Origin of the sequence: Candidatus Defluviilinea gracilis (assembly GCA_016716235.1) — a bacterium.
Classification (GTDB): domain Bacteria; phylum Chloroflexota; class Anaerolineae; order Anaerolineales; family Villigracilaceae; genus Defluviilinea; species Defluviilinea gracilis.
Window position 1 is genome coordinate 364358 of sequence record JADJWS010000007.1, and the last position, 21744, is coordinate 386101.

Annotated in this window: 20 protein-coding genes; 3 read left to right on the top strand and 17 right to left on the bottom strand. The window is 53.5% G+C overall.

Going from position 1 to position 21744, the window contains the following annotated elements:
• The first annotated feature begins 58 nt into the window (after nt 1–58).
• Both IPM31_19660 and IPM31_19665 read left to right on the top strand, forming a co-directional pair.
• Entirely contained in the window at nt 59–1255 is a 1197-nt protein-coding gene (locus IPM31_19660) for a radical SAM protein (protein MBK9009190.1), read from the top strand.
• Between the two features lie 91 nt (nt 1256–1346).
• A complete protein-coding gene (locus IPM31_19665; GenBank protein MBK9009191.1) occupies nt 1347–1637 on the top strand; it encodes an antibiotic biosynthesis monooxygenase in 291 nt (96 codons plus the stop codon).
• A 142-nt stretch (nt 1638–1779) separates the two neighbouring features.
• Here IPM31_19665 and IPM31_19670 read toward each other — a convergent pair whose 3' ends face one another.
• Nucleotides 1780–2355 carry a response regulator transcription factor gene (locus tag IPM31_19670; GenBank protein MBK9009192.1) on the bottom strand — a complete coding sequence of 192 codons (576 nt, stop codon included), beginning with the start codon at nt 2353–2355 and terminating at the stop codon, nt 1780–1782.
• Entirely contained in the window at nt 2352–3245 is an 894-nt protein-coding gene (locus IPM31_19675) for a trypsin-like peptidase domain-containing protein (protein MBK9009193.1), read from the bottom strand. The genes IPM31_19670 and IPM31_19675 overlap by 4 nt, the downstream gene beginning before the upstream one ends.
• Nucleotides 3246–3886: 641 nt before the next feature.
• Here IPM31_19675 and IPM31_19680 point away from each other — a divergent pair.
• Nucleotides 3887–4363, top strand: coding sequence for an SET domain-containing protein-lysine N-methyltransferase (locus tag IPM31_19680; GenBank protein MBK9009194.1), 477 nt, complete (start codon nt 3887–3889; stop codon nt 4361–4363).
• A 155-nt stretch (nt 4364–4518) separates the two neighbouring features.
• Here IPM31_19680 and IPM31_19685 read toward each other — a convergent pair whose 3' ends face one another.
• From IPM31_19685 to IPM31_19755, 15 genes are all read right to left on the bottom strand, one after another.
• Complete coding sequence (locus IPM31_19685) at nt 4519–4857, bottom strand: hypothetical protein (protein MBK9009195.1); 339 nt, start codon at nt 4855–4857, stop codon at nt 4519–4521.
• 152 nt (nt 4858–5009) lie between these two features.
• The gene (locus tag IPM31_19690; protein ID MBK9009196.1) at nt 5010–5642 is read right to left on the bottom strand and encodes a hypothetical protein; all 633 of its coding nucleotides are present in this window, start codon (nt 5640–5642) and stop codon (nt 5010–5012) included.
• 97 nt (nt 5643–5739) lie between these two features.
• Complete coding sequence (gene eutJ / locus IPM31_19695; GenBank protein ID MBK9009197.1) at nt 5740–6540, bottom strand: ethanolamine utilization protein EutJ; 801 nt, start codon at nt 6538–6540, stop codon at nt 5740–5742.
• A 95-nt stretch (nt 6541–6635) separates the two neighbouring features.
• Entirely contained in the window at nt 6636–7187 is a 552-nt protein-coding gene (locus IPM31_19700; protein MBK9009198.1) for a DUF861 domain-containing protein, read from the bottom strand.
• 135 nt (nt 7188–7322) lie between these two features.
• A complete protein-coding gene (gene eutM, locus IPM31_19705; GenBank protein MBK9009199.1) occupies nt 7323–7646 on the bottom strand; it encodes an ethanolamine utilization microcompartment protein EutM in 324 nt (107 codons plus the stop codon).
• Nucleotides 7647–7885: 239 nt separating this feature from the next.
• Nucleotides 7886–9385 carry an aldehyde dehydrogenase family protein gene (locus tag IPM31_19710; protein MBK9009200.1) on the bottom strand — a complete coding sequence of 500 codons (1500 nt, stop codon included), beginning with the start codon at nt 9383–9385 and terminating at the stop codon, nt 7886–7888.
• A gap of 155 nt (nt 9386–9540) precedes the next feature.
• A complete protein-coding gene (gene eutL, locus IPM31_19715; protein ID MBK9009201.1) occupies nt 9541–10197 on the bottom strand; it encodes an ethanolamine utilization microcompartment protein EutL in 657 nt (218 codons plus the stop codon).
• 157 nt (nt 10198–10354) lie between these two features.
• Nucleotides 10355–11305 carry an ethanolamine ammonia-lyase subunit EutC gene (gene eutC / locus IPM31_19720; GenBank protein MBK9009202.1) on the bottom strand — a complete coding sequence of 317 codons (951 nt, stop codon included), beginning with the start codon at nt 11303–11305 and terminating at the stop codon, nt 10355–10357.
• Nucleotides 11306–11372: 67 nt separating this feature from the next.
• Nucleotides 11373–12740, bottom strand: coding sequence for an ethanolamine ammonia-lyase subunit EutB (locus IPM31_19725; GenBank protein MBK9009203.1), 1368 nt, complete (start codon nt 12738–12740; stop codon nt 11373–11375).
• A gap of 240 nt (nt 12741–12980) precedes the next feature.
• Entirely contained in the window at nt 12981–13634 is a 654-nt protein-coding gene (locus IPM31_19730; GenBank protein ID MBK9009204.1) for an ankyrin repeat domain-containing protein, read from the bottom strand.
• 11 nt (nt 13635–13645) lie between these two features.
• Nucleotides 13646–15121: an ethanolamine ammonia-lyase reactivating factor EutA gene (locus IPM31_19735; GenBank protein ID MBK9009205.1), complete on the bottom strand. Its 1476-nt coding sequence runs from the start codon at nt 15119–15121 to the stop codon at nt 13646–13648.
• A gap of 73 nt (nt 15122–15194) precedes the next feature.
• A complete protein-coding gene (locus IPM31_19740; protein MBK9009206.1) occupies nt 15195–15485 on the bottom strand; it encodes a EutN/CcmL family microcompartment protein in 291 nt (96 codons plus the stop codon).
• A gap of 47 nt (nt 15486–15532) precedes the next feature.
• Nucleotides 15533–18337, bottom strand: coding sequence for an FAD-dependent oxidoreductase (locus IPM31_19745; protein ID MBK9009207.1), 2805 nt, complete (start codon nt 18335–18337; stop codon nt 15533–15535).
• 66 nt (nt 18338–18403) lie between these two features.
• Nucleotides 18404–19867, bottom strand: coding sequence for a glycerol kinase GlpK (gene glpK / locus IPM31_19750; GenBank protein MBK9009208.1), 1464 nt, complete (start codon nt 19865–19867; stop codon nt 18404–18406).
• Nucleotides 19868–19988: 121 nt separating this feature from the next.
• On the bottom strand, nt 19989–21692 hold the full coding sequence (locus tag IPM31_19755) for an amino acid permease (protein ID MBK9009209.1): 1704 nt from the start codon (nt 21690–21692) through the stop codon (nt 19989–19991).
• Nucleotides 21693–21744 lie beyond the last annotated feature (52 nt).

Genomic DNA, 21744 nt, shown 5'->3' on the forward strand with positions numbered 1-21744 from the left:
TAAAAACCTGTGAGGTCTCCAACTTGCCAAATTAGAATATCCGTTCTATAATTCAGATATGAACGCTCTGGATACTTTGATCGAACTTTCCAGTCAAATGGAATTGGAACATGCGGAAGAATCGCGCGGTGGTCGAGCGCAAGCAGTCGAGACCAAACCCGCCTGCTTCACTCCAAAGGCTCGCCCTGAGTTTACCGAACGGGAAAAACGCGCCGCGTTCACCCATCCCGCCCAACTCCCCAATGGAAAACAAGTCGTCCTGCTGAAAACACTGCTCACCTCCGCCTGCGAACGGGATTGTTACTACTGTCCCTTCCGCGCGGGACGCGACTTCCGCCGCGCCACGTTCAAGCCGCAGGAATTTGCCGAGTTGTTCATGAAGATGAACAAGGCGAAAATGGCGGAAGGGATTTTTCTCAGTTCGGGCATTGCCGCGGGCGGAGCGAACACACAAAACAGAATCATTGACACGGCGGAGATACTCCGCAAGAAACTTGGCTTCCGCGGATACATGCACCTCAAGATCATGCCTGGCGCCGAGAAGGGACAGGTCGAGCGCATGATGCAACTCGCCGACCGCGTCTCGATCAACCTCGAAGCGCCGAACACCGAACGGCTGGCAAGACTCGCCCCGCATAAAATTTTCATCGAAGAGTTACTTCGCCCGTTGAAGTGGGTCGAGGAGATTCGACGAAGCCAACCCGCGCACAAATTCTGGAATGGGAAATATCCGTCAACTGTTACGCAGTTCGTGGCGGGCGGCTCGGATGAATCTGATCTGGAATTATTGACGACAACCAACTGGCTGATGAAAAACGTCCGTCTCACACGAGCATATTTTTCCGCCTTCCACCCCATCCGTGATACGCCGCTCGAAAACAAAGCCGCCGTGGATCCGTTGCGTGAGCATCGCTTGTATCAAGCCTCATTCCTGTTGCGTGATTACGGCTTCGATTTGGAAGACATGCCGTTCACACAAAACGAGAATCTCCCCCTCCACACTGATCCAAAAATGGCGTGGGCGCAAATGAACTTGAAAGGGAAGCCAGTTGAAATCAACAAAGCAGAAAAGCGCGACCTATTCCGCATCCCTGGCATTGGACCCAAACACGCGGACGCAATCCTGCAAGCGCGCCGCACAGCGAAACTCCGCGACCTGACCGCCCTCCGCAAAATGGGAATCGTTGTCGCTCGCGTTTCCCCATTTGTTTTGTTGGATGGCAGGCGAGCGGAGAGTCAGATGGCGATGTTTTGATTATTTGTGGAAAGGCAAAACGTAGTGACGACTTCAGTCGTCAAGTTGCCGCAGAAAAGCGACTCAAGTCGCTACTACACAGGAGCACAAAATGTACGGTTTGATCGGGAAAATAAATGCGATAAAAGGACAGCGCGATGTATTGATTGCCATCCTGCTGAACGGCGTCAATGACATGCCTGGCTGTTTGAGTTATGTGATCGCGCATGATTCCACAGACGAAGACGCAATTTGGGTCACAGAAGTGTGGGACAGCCAAGAGAGTCATCGCGCGTCACTGACATTACCTTCCGTTCAACAAGCCATCGCGCGCGGAAAATCATTCATCGCGGGCTTTGGTGAACGCTACGAAACTCATCCCGTAGGTGGTCACGGTATTTAACAAGACACCTTGAAAAAATTTCCTCGCCACACACCTGCCCTGGCGGGCGGTGCCATGGGAGAGCACAGAGAAAAAAAGATTTTCTCAGAGGTCTCTGTGAACTCTGTGGCTAAACAAAACTTCCTTGTGCTTGAAGTTAATTTCACAACGCGACCCACCCGCCGCGCAGACCCGCGCGCACGGCTTCGGTGCGGTTGGTCACATCCAATTTTGTGTAGATCGAAGAGACGTGAAATTTTACGGTGTGTTCGCTGATCCCCAACTCGGCCGCGATCTGTTTGTTCGCCAACCCCTGCGCCAACAACCCCAACACTTCCAATTCCCTCTCAGTGAGCGGACCGCGCTCTACGGGTTCGATTTCCGATTCAAATAACAACTGCGGCGCTCCGACGATCAGTCCCTGCGATAGCGCGTGGATGGCGGCGGTCAACTCTTCAGCGGATGAATCCGTCGGCAGGATTCCCCACACGCGGGACGAACGCTTCATCTCGCGGACGTCAGCCTGGTCGTCGCTCAGGAGGAGGACTCCAGCCGACGAGGGCAGAGCAGGCTCAAGTCCCGAAAGAGACGCGAACGAAGTGGATGTGATGATCACATCCACTTCGTTTTCTTCATCCAATGAATCGTTGACAACTTTGATCGTCTTATCAGACGCGAGCAGGGCTTGCAACCCAGCGCGTAATGCGGGCGATGAAAGTTTCAACAAGACGCGAATCACTTGCGCTCGCCCACCGTCACGTTGACATTCTCAGCCTTGCCGCCGCGCAGAACTTCAACGACAACTGATTTGCCAACGGTGTCGCTCTTGAGCGAGGCGAAGAGATCATCGGGGTCGCTGACGGGTTGACCCGCAACCGCGACGATGGTATCGCCGACGAACAAACCGCCTTTTTGCGCGGGCCCGTTTTCTTCGAGCCACAAGATGAGCAATCCGCTTTTCTGTTCGCGCTTGAGACTCTTGCGCGCGGCTTCGGGGATTTCAACAGGCTGTGTGCGGACGCCGAGATAGCCGCGCTTGACCGAGCCATGCTTGGCGAGTTCATCCGCAATGCGCCATGCCACTTTAGCAGGGATGGTCAGCGACGAGCCGCGCCCGAGACCCGATGTGTTCAAGCCAATGACTTCGCCCTCGGTGTTGACGAGCGGACCGCCAGAGAAGCCAGGATACGGAGTTGTTTCGGTTGAGATGTATTCATCGAGCAAGCCGCCGCGATGCGTGCGCGCGGGTCCCGCAATCGCGGTGACGATTCCCCACGAGGCTTGTATGCCCGATGTGTTTGGTCGTCCAAGGGCAAGCACAAGTTGACCGACTTTCACATCGTTCGATGTCTTTGCGGGCTTGAGTGCTTTTTCCGCGAGTCGCAAGAGAGCAAGGTCTGAACCCGCATCGCGCCCTGCAATTGTCGCGGAGAGACTCTTGCCGTCGGGCAGAATCACTTTGACGTCTTCGCGCGTCACCACATGATCGGCGGTGAGGACGAGATCTTCTGCATACGCGATTCCGCTTGCGGGATAACGTTTGCGCGCATCAACAGTGACAGCGCTTTCGCCGCCCTTCTCAACAGCGGCAGTTAGGTAGTTTGAAAATTCAGTAAATGGATTGGACATGATTGTCTCCTTATAACATATCGGTTTGAATGAACCAAGTATTCGCAGTGTACCGCTTATGAAAATAAAATATATCGGATGTTTGATTAGTTCGCATCCTAGCCGTTCGGAGGAGGGAATCACTTGACCTTAAAGTTTTTATTTCCGCTTTCAAAACCCTTGAAATTATTTTTATTATCGTTATACTGTTTATATTCATGTCATTGCGAGGAGCGCTCTTGTTCTTCGCGACGAAGCAATCTCATAGTTGGCATATAAAAGATTGCAATTTGATGGAATTTCTATGAATGAGCTTTTCTTCGCGAACAAAACTTCTCCACTACACAAACTGATTGTTCCTAACTTCAGGGAAATAAATCTGTTTCCAATATTTGGAATCGTAGTGGTTAGCGCAATCATAACCGTGCCGATAATAGGGTCAAATGTTTTGAAATACCTCGATCCAGGCGCTGGCAGTTTTCTAATTCAAACACTTATGTCCGTGACGACCTGCTCAATCTGCGGAATACCAATTGCCATTGTTGGAGCGGTGGTTTACTTTCTAACAAAGAAGGGGAAAAAGAATACACAATCAGATTCTGCAAACAAATCTAATTCATAATCTCGACTCAATTGAAATGACAACACGAAAGGAAAACTATATGGTTTCAATGGAAACACTTGTGATCAAAACCGAAAATAAATTCAGAACTCTGATCACAAAACAGCAATACAAACAAGGGGAAGTGATCTGCGCAATCCCGCGCGAGAAAGTGGTCAACAAGCCGAATCGATTTACGGTTCAAATTGATCGCACCGAACACACGGATGTGGGCAAACTTGCCGCGTTGAATCACTCATGCGATCCGAACGTGATCCTCGATACCGCAAAGATGCAAATGGTGGCGCGACGCGACATCGAGAAGGGAGAGGAACTCTCGTTCTTCTATCCATCCACCGAATGGGAAATGGACGCGCCGTTCATCTGCCTGTGCGGATCGGCGAACTGCATCCACGTCGTCGCGGGCGCGCGCTTCCTGCCCCTCTCCACGCTGGAACATCACTTCCTCAACAAACACATCCGCGAAGAGATGATTGACTTGCTCAACGCCACCGAAAAGAATTTGCCCACCGCGTAACTTCACCGTCCCGCAGGATTCAATCAGGGCGCACGCTGCCCAGCCCAACCTGCGGGACGTTTTACGTCAAATTAAAACAAACACCCGCCGAAAGGCGGGTTTTATCATTGATCTAGGCGGCGTCCTCGCCGCCGTGGACGGCGACGAGAGCAAACTTATTTTAGTGAAGAAATCACTCGCGAAATAACCGCGTCGAGCATCGCCGCATCCACCTGCCCATCCAACTTTGCCAGCACCGCGGACTTGATCTTCGCCTTCAACTCCGCATCCCCAGCGGACTCGGTCCGCGAGTATGCCGCGACCAAATTCACCGAGCCGCTCAACGTCGCTTTCGGCGCGGACGACGAATCGGCGCGGGTGATTTTCATCTCATACTTCATCGCGCGTTCCAACGCCGCATCCGTGACCACCACATTATCCGTGATGTCCAATGACGTGACCCCGCGCGCTTTCATCTCATCAATATCGCGTTCGGTATAAAAGACCTTGGGCATACAGTCTCCAGTCTCTAATCTCAAATTACCAATCACTATTTACCACTTACTCGGTAGTCTCGACTGCTTGCGCTCAACCACCAGTCTCCAGTCTCCAATTACCAATCACTATTTACCACTTACTCGACCGCCAGTCCTCTAATCCTCTGCCTTTATTTCTCAGGTCTCCCATCCAACCCCTCCAACGCCTTCACCGCCGAATTCCGCGCCGCGACGATCTCCGCTTCGGAGCCAGAGAGCCACATGCGACCGAACCGTCCCACAGACGACACGTGCAGGATTTTGATGTTCGCGCCTTTTTCCGCTTCGTTGCACGCGTAGTTGATATACGCGGCGGGAGCGCATTCCAGCACGAGCATCGTCTCGCCAGGGACAAGCATCGAGCCGCGGCGGAAACGATTCAACAACTGCGCCTGATACGGGTCCACGTTGGTGATGATCTGCACGGATGCGATGAACGGCTTGATGCGTTCTTCGGGTTTCAGGCTGAGTCGATCCAATACGATTCGCCCCGCTTCCAATACCTCGGATTGCGAATGTGAATGGATTTCGAACATGCCGAACTCGCGCTCGACCAGTTGCGCGCCAGGCTTCGCTTCGGTTGATTTGACGGCGATATCCACCAGCCGAAATACTTCGTTGCCTGGGGCGACCTCAACGTACAAGGATGCCATGCCCTCGGTTGGAAGGTCGCCTTGTGTGATCGTCCCAACGAACGCGGCATACTGCGGCTGCATTCGGTCGAGATAGGAATATACGCGTAATGAAAATTGATCTGATGCCATGTTTCACCTAGTGTCACCCTGAGCGATAGCGAAGGGTCTCCGTGTCGTGAGGGAGATTCTTCGCCGCTCCGCGGCTCAGAATGACATCCTTTCGAGTTTAATTATTCATCGCAATCCCAAGCGGCGTAACGAACAGCGGATTGCTCGGTAGAACCGTTTCGATGCCTGTCATTTCTTGAATCACTTCATCCATGCCAACGAACGCGCACGTGCCGCCGACCAGATACAGCTTGTCCACTTGATAACCAGCCACATGCCGATTGACGATCGAAGCGACCTTTTCCATCACAGGGCGGACGACGGGAAATAACCGCGTCTGCTCGCTCGGATTCTTTTTCATCGCTTCGGCTTCCTCGAACGTTTTGCCCGTCGAGCCAGCGATCACCAGCGAGAAAGATGTTCCGCCTGTCGGCTCGTCGGCGGTGTGCGCCACCTCCCCATCACGGAAGATGGCGATGCCTGTCGTGCCGCCGCCAACATCTACAATTGCACCGTCGCGGATCTTCAACACATTGTTCGCGGCGGTCGGCTCGTCAATGACGCCTGTGCAATCCAGTTCCGCGCCGTGCAACACGTTGGCAGTTGCGCGCACTTCCGCTTGCGGCACGCCTGGCGGATACGCCGTCGCGGCGGAGGTCAACTTGAAGCCAAGTTTCTTCTCGACCTTCGCTTTCATCGTCCGCAACAAATCCACCGCGCCGATAAAGTCCACGACGAGTCCGTCGCGCGTCACCTCTGCGAATTGATACTCGCCCGCAATCGGCTGAAAGTTTTCATCGAGAACGACCAACACCGTGTATGCCGTTCCCAAGTCCACACCGACATGCACGCGTCCCTGATAAATGCCTGAGGGGAGAATCAGGTTCGGGTCGGCGTGCCAGCCATTTTGTCCAGCCATGATGCGGTCTGTCTGAGTCAGAAGAGTCGTCAGATTCGGATTCATCCAATTTGATTTTCTTTCCTTAGTGTACTTCGTGTCCTTCGTGGTAAAAATTATTTCTCGTTCCAATTCACAGGAAACACCACATACACAAAGCGCGTCCAGTTCGGCGTCCCAAACGTGATGCTCGAACCTTTCGGGATGTAAATCACATCGCCCGTTTTGCCGCGCACTTGTTCGCTTCCGCACGTGATCACGAGTTCGCCCTCAAGCACGATGTCAATCTCGTCATACGTCAACGTCCACTGCATCTCGCCTTTGTCGAGCGACATAAATCCCGCGCCCATCGGCGATCGATCCTGCGTGACGACCACATCCTTCAGCCAGACGTGCGTGCCAGCCGTAGTCTTGCCTTCGGTGAACTGCTCCATCTGGACGTTCGCCATTTTGACGACTTTCAGCGGCGGCAGATTCGTGGCAGCGGACGCCTCGTTTCTTCCCACGGGGACGCCTGATTCGGCTTCTCGAATCATTTTCACGCCCAAAGCGAACGCCACATCCTGCGCCTCGTGTGTGACGATATCGTCAGGCGCAAGCACAAGCGGACCGACGCGCTCACGCGCCAGACGGCGAATATCCTCCGCAGTAAATAGTTGACGCGGCATGAGAAACGGTTTTCACCGCGAAGCGCGCGAAGGACGCGAAGGACGCGAAGGAATCAAAAAAGAATCTTTGCGCTCTCGCCTGCACTTGGTGCTTGTGCAAGTGTTGCGTTCTTGGCGGTTCAAATCCTGCGTGACCTATTTCTCTTTACCGCGTCCGCCGAACGAACCCTTGCTATTCTGCGGCAGGATCATCTCGACGTCACCGTGCGGGCGTGGAATCACATGCACAGACGCGAGTTCACCCACGCGCTTTGCCGCGGCGGCTCCTGCATCGGTCGCGGCTTTCACCGCGCCGACGTCACCGCGCACCATCACGGTCACGTATCCGCCGCCGACATATTCACTGCCGATCAGCGTCACGTTTGCGGCTTTGACCATCGCGTCCGCGGCTTCGATTGCGCCGACGAGACCCTTGGTCTCCACCATTCCTAAAGCGATCATTGCTACATCTACGGGCATGGCTTAAATCTCCTTTGAGATAAATATTGTAACGCGACATTTATGTCGCATTCCTCCGATTAGACATCGGATGTGAAAGATTGAAAATGATTCAATCGCTCACATCGGGCGTCTAACCAATTCATCGCGCTGAGCGGAAGCCTGAGCGAAGTTTGCGAAGGCTGGAGACGAAGCGCACTCTTCGCAACTGCGCTTCGTCTTCGGGACGAAAGAGCATCGTCCCTCCGCTCAGCGCGAGATTATTTCTTCAACTCCAACAACACCTTCCTCACGATCTCTTCCACCTGTGGATTTACCGCGTTCGACGCCACCGAACCCGCTCCACCACTAAACATACCTCTTTGAGTCTGCGTATCCGTTGAGCCAGGCGTAAACGCGGCATCGGGCGCGGTGCGGATCTCGTACGCCAGTCGCTTGGTATTATACATGTGATGCACGCTGATGTTATCGCCCGTGATCGCGCCGCCAACTCCGCCCGAGCCGAGAGTCATCGAGGGCATCAAGCCAGTGGTGTAGCCTGTTGTGCCGAGCGTCCCGAAAGTGTTGACCACGATGCGGAACACGGGTTTCTGCAAACCGAATTGCATAATGACATTCTCGTCTTGAGCATGGATGACTTGCGAATGTCCGCGCCCGCCGTATGCGATCATCTCCAAAGAGCGTTCACAACCTTCCTCCCAGCCATCCACCTCGTACCAGCCGAGGACGGTGGTGAGCTTTTCACCAGAGAGCGGCTCGTCGCGCCCAACGCTGTTGAGTCGCACAACGAGAATCCGCGCCCAATCAGGGACGCTGAATCCGTATTGCTGTGCCAACTGCTGTGGACTCTTCCCCACCGATTTAGGATTCGGCAAATGACCGACAAACAAATTCTTCGCCAAAATTTGTTTGATCTTATCGTCAACAAAGTACGCGCCCTCAACTTTCATCAATTCTTCGAGTTGCGCCGCGATGGGACGATCCGCAACGACGGCTTGCTCGGTGGCGCAGATCACGGAATGATCGAACGCTTTCGATGCGACGATGTATTTCGCCGCCTTCGCCACATCCGCTGAACGATCCACATACGCGGGGACGTTGCCAGGACCGACCCCGTACGCGGGCTTGCCAACGGAATGAGCCGCGCGAACCATGTCCGAGCCGCCTGTGGCGAGAATCAACGCGACGTATTTATGCTTCATCAATTCCTGTGTGCCAGGCAGGGATACTTTCGTCATGCACGAGATCAGTCCCTTCGGCATCCCAGCCCGCTCGCCCGCTTCTGCCATGATGCGGATGGTTTCCGCGCAACACTTCGCGGCAAATGGATGCGGCGCGATCACAATCGCATTCTTCGCTTTGACCGCGATCAACGTCTTGAACATCGTCGTGGATGTTGGGTTGGTGGATGGAGTCAACGCGGCGACAACGCCCATGGGCCACGCAATGTCATAGGTTCTTTTCACAGGGTCACTGCGAATCACGCCGACGGTTGGAATATCCTTGATGGCTTCCCACAATAATTGCGACGACAATAAATTCTTCAGCGTTTTATGTTCAGGCACGCCATAGCCCGTCTCTTCGCTCGCCATTTTGCCGAGTTGCACAGACGCATCAGCCGCGGCTTGCGCCATCGCCGCGCAGATGCGATCCACTTCGGCTTGGGTGGCGTGGAGAAACGCGCGTTGAGCGTCACGCGCTTGCGTGGCAAGTGTGCGGGCTTCCTGAATGGATTGGAGATCGTTGTCAAAGTCGGTCATAGATTATGCCTCGGTGGTCGAGTAGACACGAGCGATAGCGAGTGTCGTATCGAGACCACCAGTTACAAGAATACATCTCGAACAAAAGTTATTTTGCGTACCTGCTGGTTTCGATACGGCGGACGAACGCCGCCTACTCAACCAGCGAAGTGTTCTTAATAGTTGAGTGGATTACTCGCAACCTCTAACACTTTATTTTGAAACGCGGTTGCGGCGGCTTTGCAGGCGGGTTGGTCGCCTGTGAGCATCACGCCCATGTAATTCGTTTCAGACGGCGGCATGGTCAATGCGACGATGTTCACGTCCGCTGATTTTAACGCCGCATCGAGCGCGACCAAGCCTTCGTTTGGAGTCGCCACAAGATACGCGATCGGCGAACCGACAGGGATGTTGCACACTTGCGAAAGATATGTGCCTGTTCTCGAAATCACATGCGGGAAGAATGCGATGGAGTCGTCGTCGTTGGCGGAATACCAGACGGCTTGAGTCTTGATGTAGTTCACCGCGGCATTCAATCCCGCTCGGACTTCGGCGGGATCTGGTCCCGCTAAAATAGCCATGATCTCACCCGACCATTTTCCCGACGTGTGCTTCGCGCCCGCGTAAAACGACTTGGCATACACCACTTCGACGTTTGCCATCTTCGTCGCTTCGTCAATGGCTGTGTACGTCGCGTCGTCGTTGTCCACGCTGAGGAGACCAATGGAGCGTTGATCGTCGCGCAGTTTAAGTTGCTCCGCGAAGTTACGATGCACCTGAGGGATCAATTGCACCGCGAGGGGAGTTCCATAGAGAGGGTCGAGGATTGCCATAAATAATTTTCCTCGGTGGTTGAGTAGGGCTGAGCGGTAGCGAAGCCCGTATCGAAACCACCAGTTTGCAAGAGTACTTCTCGAACAGAAATTGCTTTTGTTGCCTGATGGTCTCGATACGCCCTCTAAAGCATTCGGGCTACTCGACCATCGAATTCTAATTCGCCAACTTCAATTTTACGCCAGATGCTTGATGTTTGCGCATCTTTTGGGCGATCTGCACGACGAACGCCCCGCCCTCGAGCGGATTGGTTCCGCCGTTTTCGAAGATGTTGCAGACCACATCGCGGTCGGCGTCTGTGTCGCCGTATTTGGGTTTGTAGCCCATGTACGCGCTCATCGACTCGGCGCGTCCCAGCCCAGGGCGTTCGCCGATGAGCAAGATGACCACATCGGGCTTGATGAGTTCGCCGACATCGTTCATCACGCCGACTCGGGCATACTTGATGAAGAACGGCGTTCCAAACGTGAGACCTGCGGTTTGCACACCTTGTTTGAGTACAGGAAATATCTGACGCAGGTTTGCTTCGATTGCCGCGGCGGAGAGTCCATCGCCGACGACGAGTTGGATGTTGACGTTCTTCTGGCATTTCTCGTTGATAATGCGTTTGGCGTCGTCGTTGAGTAAGCGACCCAAATCAGGGCGGAGGAGGTATTCCTGTTTGCCGCCTGTGATTTTCGTTTGGACGGTGAAGAGGTTGAACTCGTCCAATAATTTCTGGTCAACGTCACGATAGAGCGCGTCTTGCGTCACGGCATGATCGCCCTGGAATAAAAGTAACTCCGCCGTGCTGTAACGCGGACCTGCGCGACCGACTCCGATGCGGGCGGTGGTGGATGCCATGAGGGCTTTCAACCCTTCTGCATCTTTGGGATTCTTGACGCGCGGAGTGGAGCGGGTGAGGGTGGGGTCGGGGAGGTCAATGGTGAGATTGGTAATTGGTAATTGGTAATTGGCTTGAGGTTTGGCGGAGGAAGCCGAAGAGGAGGGGAGAGTTGACGAAGCAGAGGCAGGCGTCCCTGCGGAGGAAGCGGGCTTCACGGCTCCCGAGGCTTTGAGTTCGCGTACGATCGCGTCCACGAGGGTGTTGAGTTGGGTGTCGTCCATAAAATATTTCTCCGATACGTAGTGACGACTTTAGTCGTCAAGGTAACGACTGAAGTCGTCACTACGGTTATCTCTTTAGGAATATCGTCGGGTCGCCTGCTTTGTCGGTGAGGATGCCGTTCTTGATGAGACCCATTTCTTCCATCCACTTTTCGAATTCTGGCGCGGGGCGCAGGTTGAACAGTTGACGAAGCGTGGGCGCGTCGTGATACGACGTGGATTGATACGAGAGCATCGGGTCGTCAGCCATTGGCACGCCCATGAAATAATTGCATCCCGCCGCGGTGAGCATGACCGCGAGATTCTCGATGGCGTTTTGATCGGCGCGGGCATGATTGGTGTAACAGGCGTCCACGCCCATCGAGATGCCCGTGAGTTTGCCCATGAAATGATCTTCGAGTCCCGCGCGTTGGATCTGGCGCGCGTCGTATAAATACTCGGGACCGATGAAGCCGACCACCGTGTTGACTTGATACGGGCTGTAGCGTTTTGCGAAACCATAACAGCGCGCTTCAAGCACGAGTTGATCCCAGCCGTTATGCGCCTCCGACGAAAGTTCCGCGCCTTGTCCCGTTTCAAAATACATGTAGTTCGGACCCGTCGGGAAGCAATGCTTCTTCGCAAGTTCGTATGCCTCATCCATGAGTCCGATGGAGATGCCGAACGAGTCGTTGCCTTTTTGCGAACCCGCCAGCGACTGAAAGACAAGCCCAACAGGCGAACCTGATTGCATACACTTCATCTGCGTTGTGACGTGCGCCAGCAGACAATTTTGCGTGGGGATGTTCCAAGTCTTGATGATGTCGTACGTCATGTCGAGCAGGCGCGCGACCGAGCCGTACGAATCGTCAACGGGATTGATGCCGATGACCGAGTCGCCTGAGCCGTAGGACAACCCCTCGTAAATCTCCGCGCGGATGCCTTCGGGCGAATCAGTCGGATGGTTGGGCTGGTTGCGGCTGGACAGCGTTCCTGGCTTCCCGATCGTGTTGTTGCAATAGGCAGTGACGGGAATCTTCTTCGCCGCGTACATCAGGTCGAGATTCGACATCAATTTCGTGACGCCCGCGATCATCTCGGCGGTGAGTCCGTTCGAGACGCGGCGAATCATCTCGGTGGAGGTCTTGTCGGAGAGAATCCATTCACGGAACTCCCCCACTGTCCAATCTTTGACTTCGTTGTAGATGGTCTGGTCTACGGCGTCGTGAATGAGACGCGTGATCTCATCCTGGTCATACGGCACGGCGGGGTTATCATGCAGAACCCATAGCGGGACTTCTGCCAGCACCATCTTCGCCGCGACGCGCTCGGCAGTGGTCTCAGCCGCGACTCCCGCGAGACGGTCGCCTGATTTCTCCTCGTTGGCTTTACCCATCAGGAGGCGGATGTCGGGGAATTCGTAGGTCTTGCCGTGAAGTTTGGTTCGGAGAATCATTTTTCACCACAAAGGCTTGCACTGAGCGAAGTCGAAGTGACACGAAGGTCACAAAGGAAGAATAAGGAAAGAAGGAAAGAGGAAAGATTCATTTTAGGGTTGGTGTTGCTTACCGTCCACGAATTTTTCACGAATAAACGAATTGACGCGCCCGTATTCGTGAATTCGTGGTCGTATTCGTGGATGGCGGTCTTACCGTGCAGTTTGGTTCGGAGGAGCATGAGATTACCTTTTAATTGGTTATGCTGCGTCAAATCTTTTTAGCAATTTAGCCAACTGTGGACGCCCAGGATTATTCTCACTTAAGACAATCAATGGAGTCTTCCCATCTTCTGTTTTAGCGATCACATCGGCCCCAAAACTTATCAAGGTTTCGATAGCGTCCAAATGATTTTGAATGTCGCGCTCTTCAATATTTGCACATAGCGCCCAATGAAGGGGGGTGAAGCCTTTGGTACCTCTCAAATTTACATCTGCACCTTTCCCAACAAGAAAAGTTATTATTTCTTTGTCCCCCGAAACCGAAGCATTGTGCAACAGGGAGAATCCATTTTTATCATAGGCATTTACATCTGCACCAGCTTCCAAAAGAAAATTGGCAATTTCAGTAAAGACTATTCGTTCGATTGCGTGATTCGTTAATGACTGTTCAATAGCCAGATGCAAAGCAGTAGTCCCATTACCGTCAACCGCTTCAACCTTTGCGCCTGCTGAGATTAATAACTTGACCATCTCAACCAAGCCATTTTCCACAGCGAGATGCAGAGGCGTCTTACCAATCTCATCTCGAGATTCGACAAGATAAGGTTCTGGATGTAATGCAAGTATTACGGCATTTACATCACCCGCTTTCACGCTAGAGAAAAACTGAGATTCTTCTATAGAAAATCGCATATCTCTAATCATCAATGATAAAAAATCAACGTCTTCACGCTCAGCGGGACAACGCGTCCGTCCATGAGCGGTGCCCCGATGTCAATGTAATCGCCTTCGGATAAGCCGACCTGATCAATGACGAGTAACGCGCGGGAGGGAGCCAAGCCTTTAACGGTTTGACCGAGTGCTTGGGCGTAGTCGCGTTCGATGATGGCGATGAGCGGTCGGTCACTGGGCATGGTGTTGGCGAAGTCGTTGAGTCCATTGGCGAGTTGAGTCAGGGATTGATAGTCCAATGATTTTTCGAGTTCCAGCGCAATTGCGAATGGGTCGGTTGCGAGATTCACATCCCAGCGGGTGACGGCTTCGGAGATCGCATTTGAAACAGATGCAGGGTTGATGCCCTCTGGTCTCGATACGCCTTCGGCTACTCGACCAGCGATTGTAAATATGGGTCTTATCACAGGCACATTCTTCAACGGCAAAATTTCCTTCTCTGCCCAAATCGTCGAGCCTGAGAGAGTCACCGTTTGTGTACTGGCTCCCAACACCGTCGCGCGGACCGTCTCTGCGGGCGGCACAATCGAGTACGAGTTCAGCGTTGCATGTTTCCGCAACGACTCCGCCAGCAACGGACCGACATCATCGTGAATCGTCGCGTCGCTCACCGAGTCGATGGGAATCGGGTTGTAGTAATAATGTCCGATACCGCCAGAGAACATCAGCACCGAACCTTTACCCGAAACACCGACAGGCGGCGTGAGATAAATCTTCTGCGCCAGCGGCGAGTTCGTCCCTTCGATGAGTTCAACGGTCATATCAGCCATACGATCCGTAAAGCGACGCAGATCCTCAAACGAAGGCGAATCTCCAATCTCCAATCTCAAACCAATATCTTCAAGTATCCTCCGCGCAGGCTCCGCAATATGCCTCACGATACCCGTCGCATGATCAATCTCCAAAATGCGACCGCCATAATTCATCGCCGCCGCGCCGATCAGGTTGCCACTGCGGAACGTCGCGCTGTTCGCGCTCCCGCCGCCGATGTCCAAGTTGGTGACGGTGGCAAAGTTCGTCTGCGAATATTGCGCCGCGCCCGCGCCTTTGCCAGCGATCAAACTCTCCACATTCGGTCCCGCCACACTGACGACGAACTCGCCAGCCAGCCCCGACAACGCCCGCAGGATTTCGTCCGCATTCTTCTTTTTCGCAGTCTCACCCGTGATGATGACCGCGCCCGTCTCCACTTGACTCGGCTCCACACCAGCGGATGAATATTCGCTCCGCACGATCTGATTCAGCTTGTCCGCGTCGATCGTATCAGAATCAACCAACGGCGTGAAAACGATCGGGCTTTGATAGATCACTTTCCGATCGGTAATATTTATTCTCGGTATTTGCCCAGGTCGCGACACATCCTGCAAGTTGAGGCGTGAAAAGACGATCTGAGTGGTGGTCGTACCCACATCCACGCCTACTGACAAAAGGTCACGTGAATCAGCCATATGTGTTCGGGATACAAGATACAAGGTACAGGATACGAACCGTAACTCGTATCGCGTACCTTGTATCTTGTAATCACTCTTTCCTGTACGAAACCTTCCCCCCCATCTCAAGCGAATCGATCACACCCACGATCACCGCGTCCACAGGCGCGTTGGTGGTTTGATTCGTGTAACGAGCCGATGAACCGTCGGTGACCATCACCAGGTCCCCCGTCCCTGCGCTGACCGTGTCCACGGCGATATACGGCTCGCCCGTCGGCTTGCCCGCTGTATCCGCATCCCGCACAATGAGCAGTTTCCGCCCCCGTATCACTTCATCCTTGATGGTTGAAATGGTCGAACCGATGACGAGCGCAATTTTCATGGCATCTCCAAATATGTCTTCGGCTTACTTACAAACTTTACCATACATCACGCTTGTATGACAAGTTGTATAGCCTCGCCTGCGTAATTCACTTTCTCGACCCATTCACTGCTCAAACTCAAAGCGACGTTTGCCTTCAACCACCCAACCCGCTTTTCATACAAAACCCGCGTACCCTGCTTTAGTTGCAACCTGACATTCCGACGGAACGCCTTCGACCAGAATCGGAATCCATCCACGCGGACATCGGGACTCAACACATTTGGACAAATCCACGAGACGGGCGCTTCAACCTCGACGGGCAATCTGGTCGCAGACCATTCGGCTTTTTCCAACCACCGAGCAATGGATCGCGCCGCCGCCCGACCCTCCATCGCCGCCCAATCAGCGGTCTCGACTCCCCTCAACAGATTCCCCGCCGCAAACACTCCCATCTGCGACGCGCGAAACGCCCCATCCACCTGCGGACCCATCCACGGCTTGGACGTTTCCACCTCTCCCCTCCTCGCCAATTCATTTTCAGGAACCCAATCGCCAGTAAAGATCACCGTGTCACATTCAATGTAGGACAATTTGCCAAATTGTTCTACTTCGATTCCTTCAACCCTCTCTTTTCCATGAATATTTGTTACTCGCATATCCATCAAAATCTTTGTGCGTGCAAGAATATCCGCATACAGAACTTTTGCTGGCAGAAATATCGGCAAATACAGCTGATGACTTGGCAACTCCGTCACCATTGCCGCCACCTTCACGCCCGCGTGCAGAAGAGTCGTCACAACCGAAAGACTCACAACCTCCGCCCCAACGATCACCGCGCGCTTGCCAACAGGCAGATGATGTTCGTACACAAACCTCTGCAATGATCCCGTTGTAAACACTCCCTGTGGGCGATGACCAGGGATCATCCGCGCAGACCGCGGTCTCTCGCGCACGCCCGTTGCAAGCAAGACAGACCTTGCCTCAATGCTGCCCATGTTGTTTGGACTTATATATGATGATTCTATTTTGTGTTTATTCTTATTAACTTCAAGATTGAGAATTGTATTGGCTACACGCAAATTAATTTCCGCTTCTTGAATCAACTCACAATACCTCTGCGCATAACTCGGACCGGTCATCACGCGCCGAAAATCTCGCAGACCAAATCCCGTATGTCCACACAGGCGTGGTATCCCACCTGCTTCACTCTCGCGCTCTGCAACCACAACATCTCTAATACCAAGCCTCCTCAACTCTAACGCCGCCGCCAACCCAGCAGGTCCCGCGCCGACGATCAACACATCTGTCGCGCTGAGCGGAGCGGAGCGCAGTCGAAGCGCAGGTAATAACGAAGATTTCTCTGCACTAGTCGGAGATTGCTTCGTCGCTGTCGCTCCTCGCAATGACATCTCTAACGTCGCCTGACAATTAAATCCCTGGCACCGTCCCTGCATCGCGCGCGTCCTCCTCCGCAACGCGTCCAAACTCCGCGCAGGGATCGGCGACTCCAGTGCATCTCTCAACTCACCCAACGTGACACTCTCACAATGACAAACAATCTTTCCGTAATCAGAATCTTTCGCGATCATCTCCCCCATTTGATACGGACGTGGAAACGCCTCGCCGATGTTCGGCATCTTGATGGACTTGAACGCAGGCTTGCGTTTCAACTCTACCCCACCCTCTTTCAACAAATCAACAACATATTCCGCAATCCCCAAACATCCAGAAATCCCCGTTGACCGAATCCCGCCGACGCAAATGTATCTTTGTTCCGCATGAAGCGAGATTTGATAGTCGCTGTGCTCCGTCGCCGCCCGCAGACCTGCATACGTGGCAGTCACTTCTTCCTCAAGCAACTCTGGCAGAATCTTTCTCCCTTTTTCAAGCAACGACTTCAATCCACTCTCGCTCGTGTTCGTCGCGGACCTATCGTTCAAATCCTCCGCCGTCGGACCCAGCAACACATTCCCGTAAATCGTCGGGCTGACCAACACGCCCTTCGTTGTCGCTGTCGGCACTGGCAACAACACATGATTCACCAACCTCCGCGCCAACTTTTCGTAAATGATCAACTCCCCGCGCCGCGGCGTGACTTTGAACTCCTCGCGCCCAAACATCTTGTTGACATCATCCGAATACAATCCCGCCGCATTGATGATCCAATGTGCACGAACAACTTTATCCCCATTGGAGACTTCATAAACATCAGCATACTGCTCACTGCTCACTGATAACTGATTGCCGCCTACTTTCCACTTTTCACTCACCACACTTTCCACCCTAAACCCCAACCTCAACTCCACCCCATTCACCACCGCCTGAGTCGCGCACGCCAGCGGAATCGTAAACGTGCACAGAATCCCCTCGCGCGGCACGACCATCCCGCCTAACGCGCCTTCGCCGAGATGCGGTTCACGTTTGTACACTTCAGCCTTGTCGATCAAGTAACAATCTGAATCCCCATTTTGAATTGCCTTATCCAACAACTTCGGGAGCGTGCATAACTGTTCTTCGTTCCATGCGATCAACAACCCTCCCACCAACTCGAACGGACTCTCCACCTCTTTCATGAACGCTTCCATCAACGGATAACTGCGCTTCAACAACTGCGACTCAAGCGATTCGGGCGTCGCGTCGTATCCCGTATGCCAGATCGCAGTGCTGGCTTTCGATGTCCCCATCCCAACATCGGAGTTCGACTCAAGTAATACGACATTTATGTCGTACTTCGATAACTCACGCGCAATCGCGCTCCCAACCGCGCCCGCGCCGATGATGGCGATGTCAAAAATATTTTCCATATCATATGGTGGTCGAGTAGAGCCATGATCGTCGGCTCGTATCGAGACCACACCTCGTGTTTTCACATTTACTCCTCATTTCTGGTCTCGATACGTCCCGCGAAGAACACGCTGGACTACTCAACCAGCGGGTTAGGAGTGAAATCCTTTCACCGCCTCCACCGCCCTCCCCCACTGCTCCAATTTCTTTCCTCTTTCATCTTTCGTTATCTTCGGCTGATAACTCGTTTCCGCTTTCCAATTCTTTGCCAAATCATCGAACGAAGTTCCCAACGCGGATACCCCCGCCAGATTCGCAATTCCAATTGCAGTCGCTTCCAGTGCCGCTGAAACACGCACTTCAATATCCAACAAGTCAGCGATCATTTGCATGAGATACGGATTCCCCGACGGGCCGCCATCCACTTTCAAATGCGGAGGCTTTTGCCCCAAATCTTCCGACATCGCCATCACCACTTCGTAGACTCGACACGCAATGCCATCGAGTGTTGCCCGCACAATATCATCGGATGTGGTGCTTCGGTTCAAGCCAAACATCGCGCCGCGAACATCTGTCCGCCAGTGAGGCGCGGCGAGACCTTGCAAGGCGGGGACAACAACCACGCCTAGATCTGCTGATCGCTTTGCCGCCTCAAAACTCGACGGGGTGTCTGGGATCGCTTTCAAGTTGTCTCTCAGCCACTGGACAGCGCTCCCTGTGACGAAAATTCCGCCATCGAAGGCGTACGTTGTGTGTTCGCCAAACTTCCAGCCGACGGTGGTGAGCAATCCGCTATTCGAGAGGCGCGGCTCCCCGCCGATGTTCATCAGTAGAAAACTCCCTGTGCCAAACGAACATTTCATCTCACCTGCGTTGAAACATGCCTGACCGAACAACGCGGCTTGCTGGTCTACCAACATGGCATGGAGCGGAAGCGGCGTGCCGTTTCCAAAATCCACATCGCCGATGTAGCCTGCAGATGGTTTGACTTCGGGCAACATACTTCTTGGAACGTCGAATAAGTTTAGTAGATCTTCATCCCACTCGAAGCGATTCATGTCGAACAATAGAGTCCGTGACGCAGTGGAAGGATCGGTCACGTGTAACTTACCGTTGGTCAATTTCCAAATCACCCATGTTTCTGTTGTTCCGAACAACAACTTGCCATCGCGCGCTTGTTTGCGGATGTCAGGAAAATATTCAAATACCCACTTAAGTTTCGGCGCGGAGAAGTAACTGTCCAGTAGAAGACCTGTCTTACGGCGAAGCAGGCTGAGGTCAAGAGAAGAAGCGAGTGAGTCACACACGGATTGCCCGCGCGTATCCTGCCAGACTATCGCGGGAGTCACAGCCTCCCCTGAATCCTTATCCCAGACAACGAATGTCTCGCCTTGATTATCGAATCCAACGGCTGAAATATCGTATTTGTCCAGCAACGGCGCGCACGCTTCTTTGACCGTTCGCACAATATCGGAGGGCTCCTGCTCCACCCATCCCGCTTGCGGAAATCGCGCGGGCAGTTGCGACGAGTTCTTTTCGATCATTTCGCCACGCTCGTTGACAATGACCGCTGTGGTTTGCGTCGTGCCTTGATCTATACCGAGGAGGTATTTCATATTTTTCCCGTGTGGACCTCACAGGTTTTTGAAACCTGTGAGGTCTCTTCAAAATAAAAATTGGAGACCGCGATTGGTCCGCGCCAACCTGCAAGTCTCCAATCTTAGCTCACGAAATTTTTTACTGTTCGCCAAATCTCTTTTCGATATCGGCGATCATCTTTTGGCGTTGGGCGATCTTTTCGCCTTCAGGCACGCCTTCGAATCGTTTGTCTTCGCCGCCTGTTGCGTAAGTAATCACGGTGGCAACCACACCGACAATGATCGCGGTGATCGCGGTGCCAGCCGGCGGGATGAGGAAATGCAAGGCGTTGGCGTCAGACACAGGCAGGAAGCCCGCAAGGTAGCTAATCACAGCGATGACGATACCCACAACGGCGGTCTTCTTAGACCAAAGCCCAAGCAAGGCAACCACAAAAAGGATCGTGAAGTAGAAGACCTTTTCATTGGGCGGGAAGAATCCGCTGATCGCCAGGGTGACGCCGAAAATGATGGCGAGCACGGCATTGGGCTTGGAGAGTCCGCCGAGGTTGAACGGTCCTTTTTCCTTCCATTTTGCGGAGCCTTCTTCTTTGAGACCCGCGGCAATCGGCATCACCATAGACAGGTAAAGGAATACCGCGCACGCCACCGCTAACACGAGGTAATACGGAGCGTAGACGGTGCTAAGCAACGCCAAGCCAGCAGAGACCCAAATCGCATTCGTGGGGGTTCGGTATTGCGTGCTGACGTGGGAAAGGCTCTTGGAGAAGAAAGGGATACCGTCATCGCGCGAGAAGGCGTACATCATGCGCGAAGTGGAGGTAAGCCCCGCGAGGGCGCAGAGGTAGTTCACAATGACGAGTCCAGCCGCGAGGACGATGCTCAGCCAACCGGGCATTCGCGAAGCGCTCCACATATAGAAGAACGATCCCCAGCCAGCGGCTTGGGCTTCCTCGAGGCTTGGCATGGTCAAGACATACGCGGCAACCGCGAATAAGCCGAACACCCAAGACCAGAACACAGCCGTCCACATTCCCTTCGGCACATTCACCTGGGCGTCTTTGGTTTCTTCGGATGTGTGAGCTGAAGCGTCGAAACCTGTGATGGTATAGCAAACATAGGAGAGTCCCAGCAGGAAGGCAAAGGCGATGCTCTCGGTGCGGAAAGGCACCACGCCGCCGCCAGCGTCACCGGTCACGTTTTGGAACGTCCACAAACGCGAGAAATCCAGCGCCACAGGGCTGAAGGCGAATAGCACGATGATGAGAACGACCGTGAGGGCAAGGATCATGTAGCCGCTGAAATCGGTCAACTTCGTGGTGAGATCGATGCCGTAATGATTCAACAACGCCTGGGTCGCCATGATGATGCCGACGATGATGAACTGATGCCAGAACCCAAAGCCAGATACATCCACTCCCAGGGCAGTGCCGAGGAAGAGATCCTTGAAAAAGACGGTGTACAGCAACACGTCCACAGAAGAGACGACGCAGATCAAACCGATCAGGTTCAACCATGCGGTCATCCAGCCCCAAAGTTTGCCGCCGAGGTGCGAGCTCCAGTGGTAGAGTCCACCCGCCGTCGGGAAGGAGGAAGCGATCTGTCCCATACCGAAGGCAACGCTCAACGCGAGCACGCCGCCCACGAGCCAGATCAGGAACGCGCCGCCAGAACCGAGGGCATTGAACGCGGCAGGGAAGGCGGAAATTCCACCCGCCAAGATACAGATAATCGAAAACGAAATCGCGAAATTCGAGAAGCCGCTCATGCGGCGGGAGAGTTCTTGCGCATACCCCATCTTGTGCAGGACTTGCTTATCGTGTGCTTGACTTTTATCAGCCATGGCTAAATTCTCCTCTTAGGTTTTGATCTTGGTTTACACTGGGAAAAATAAT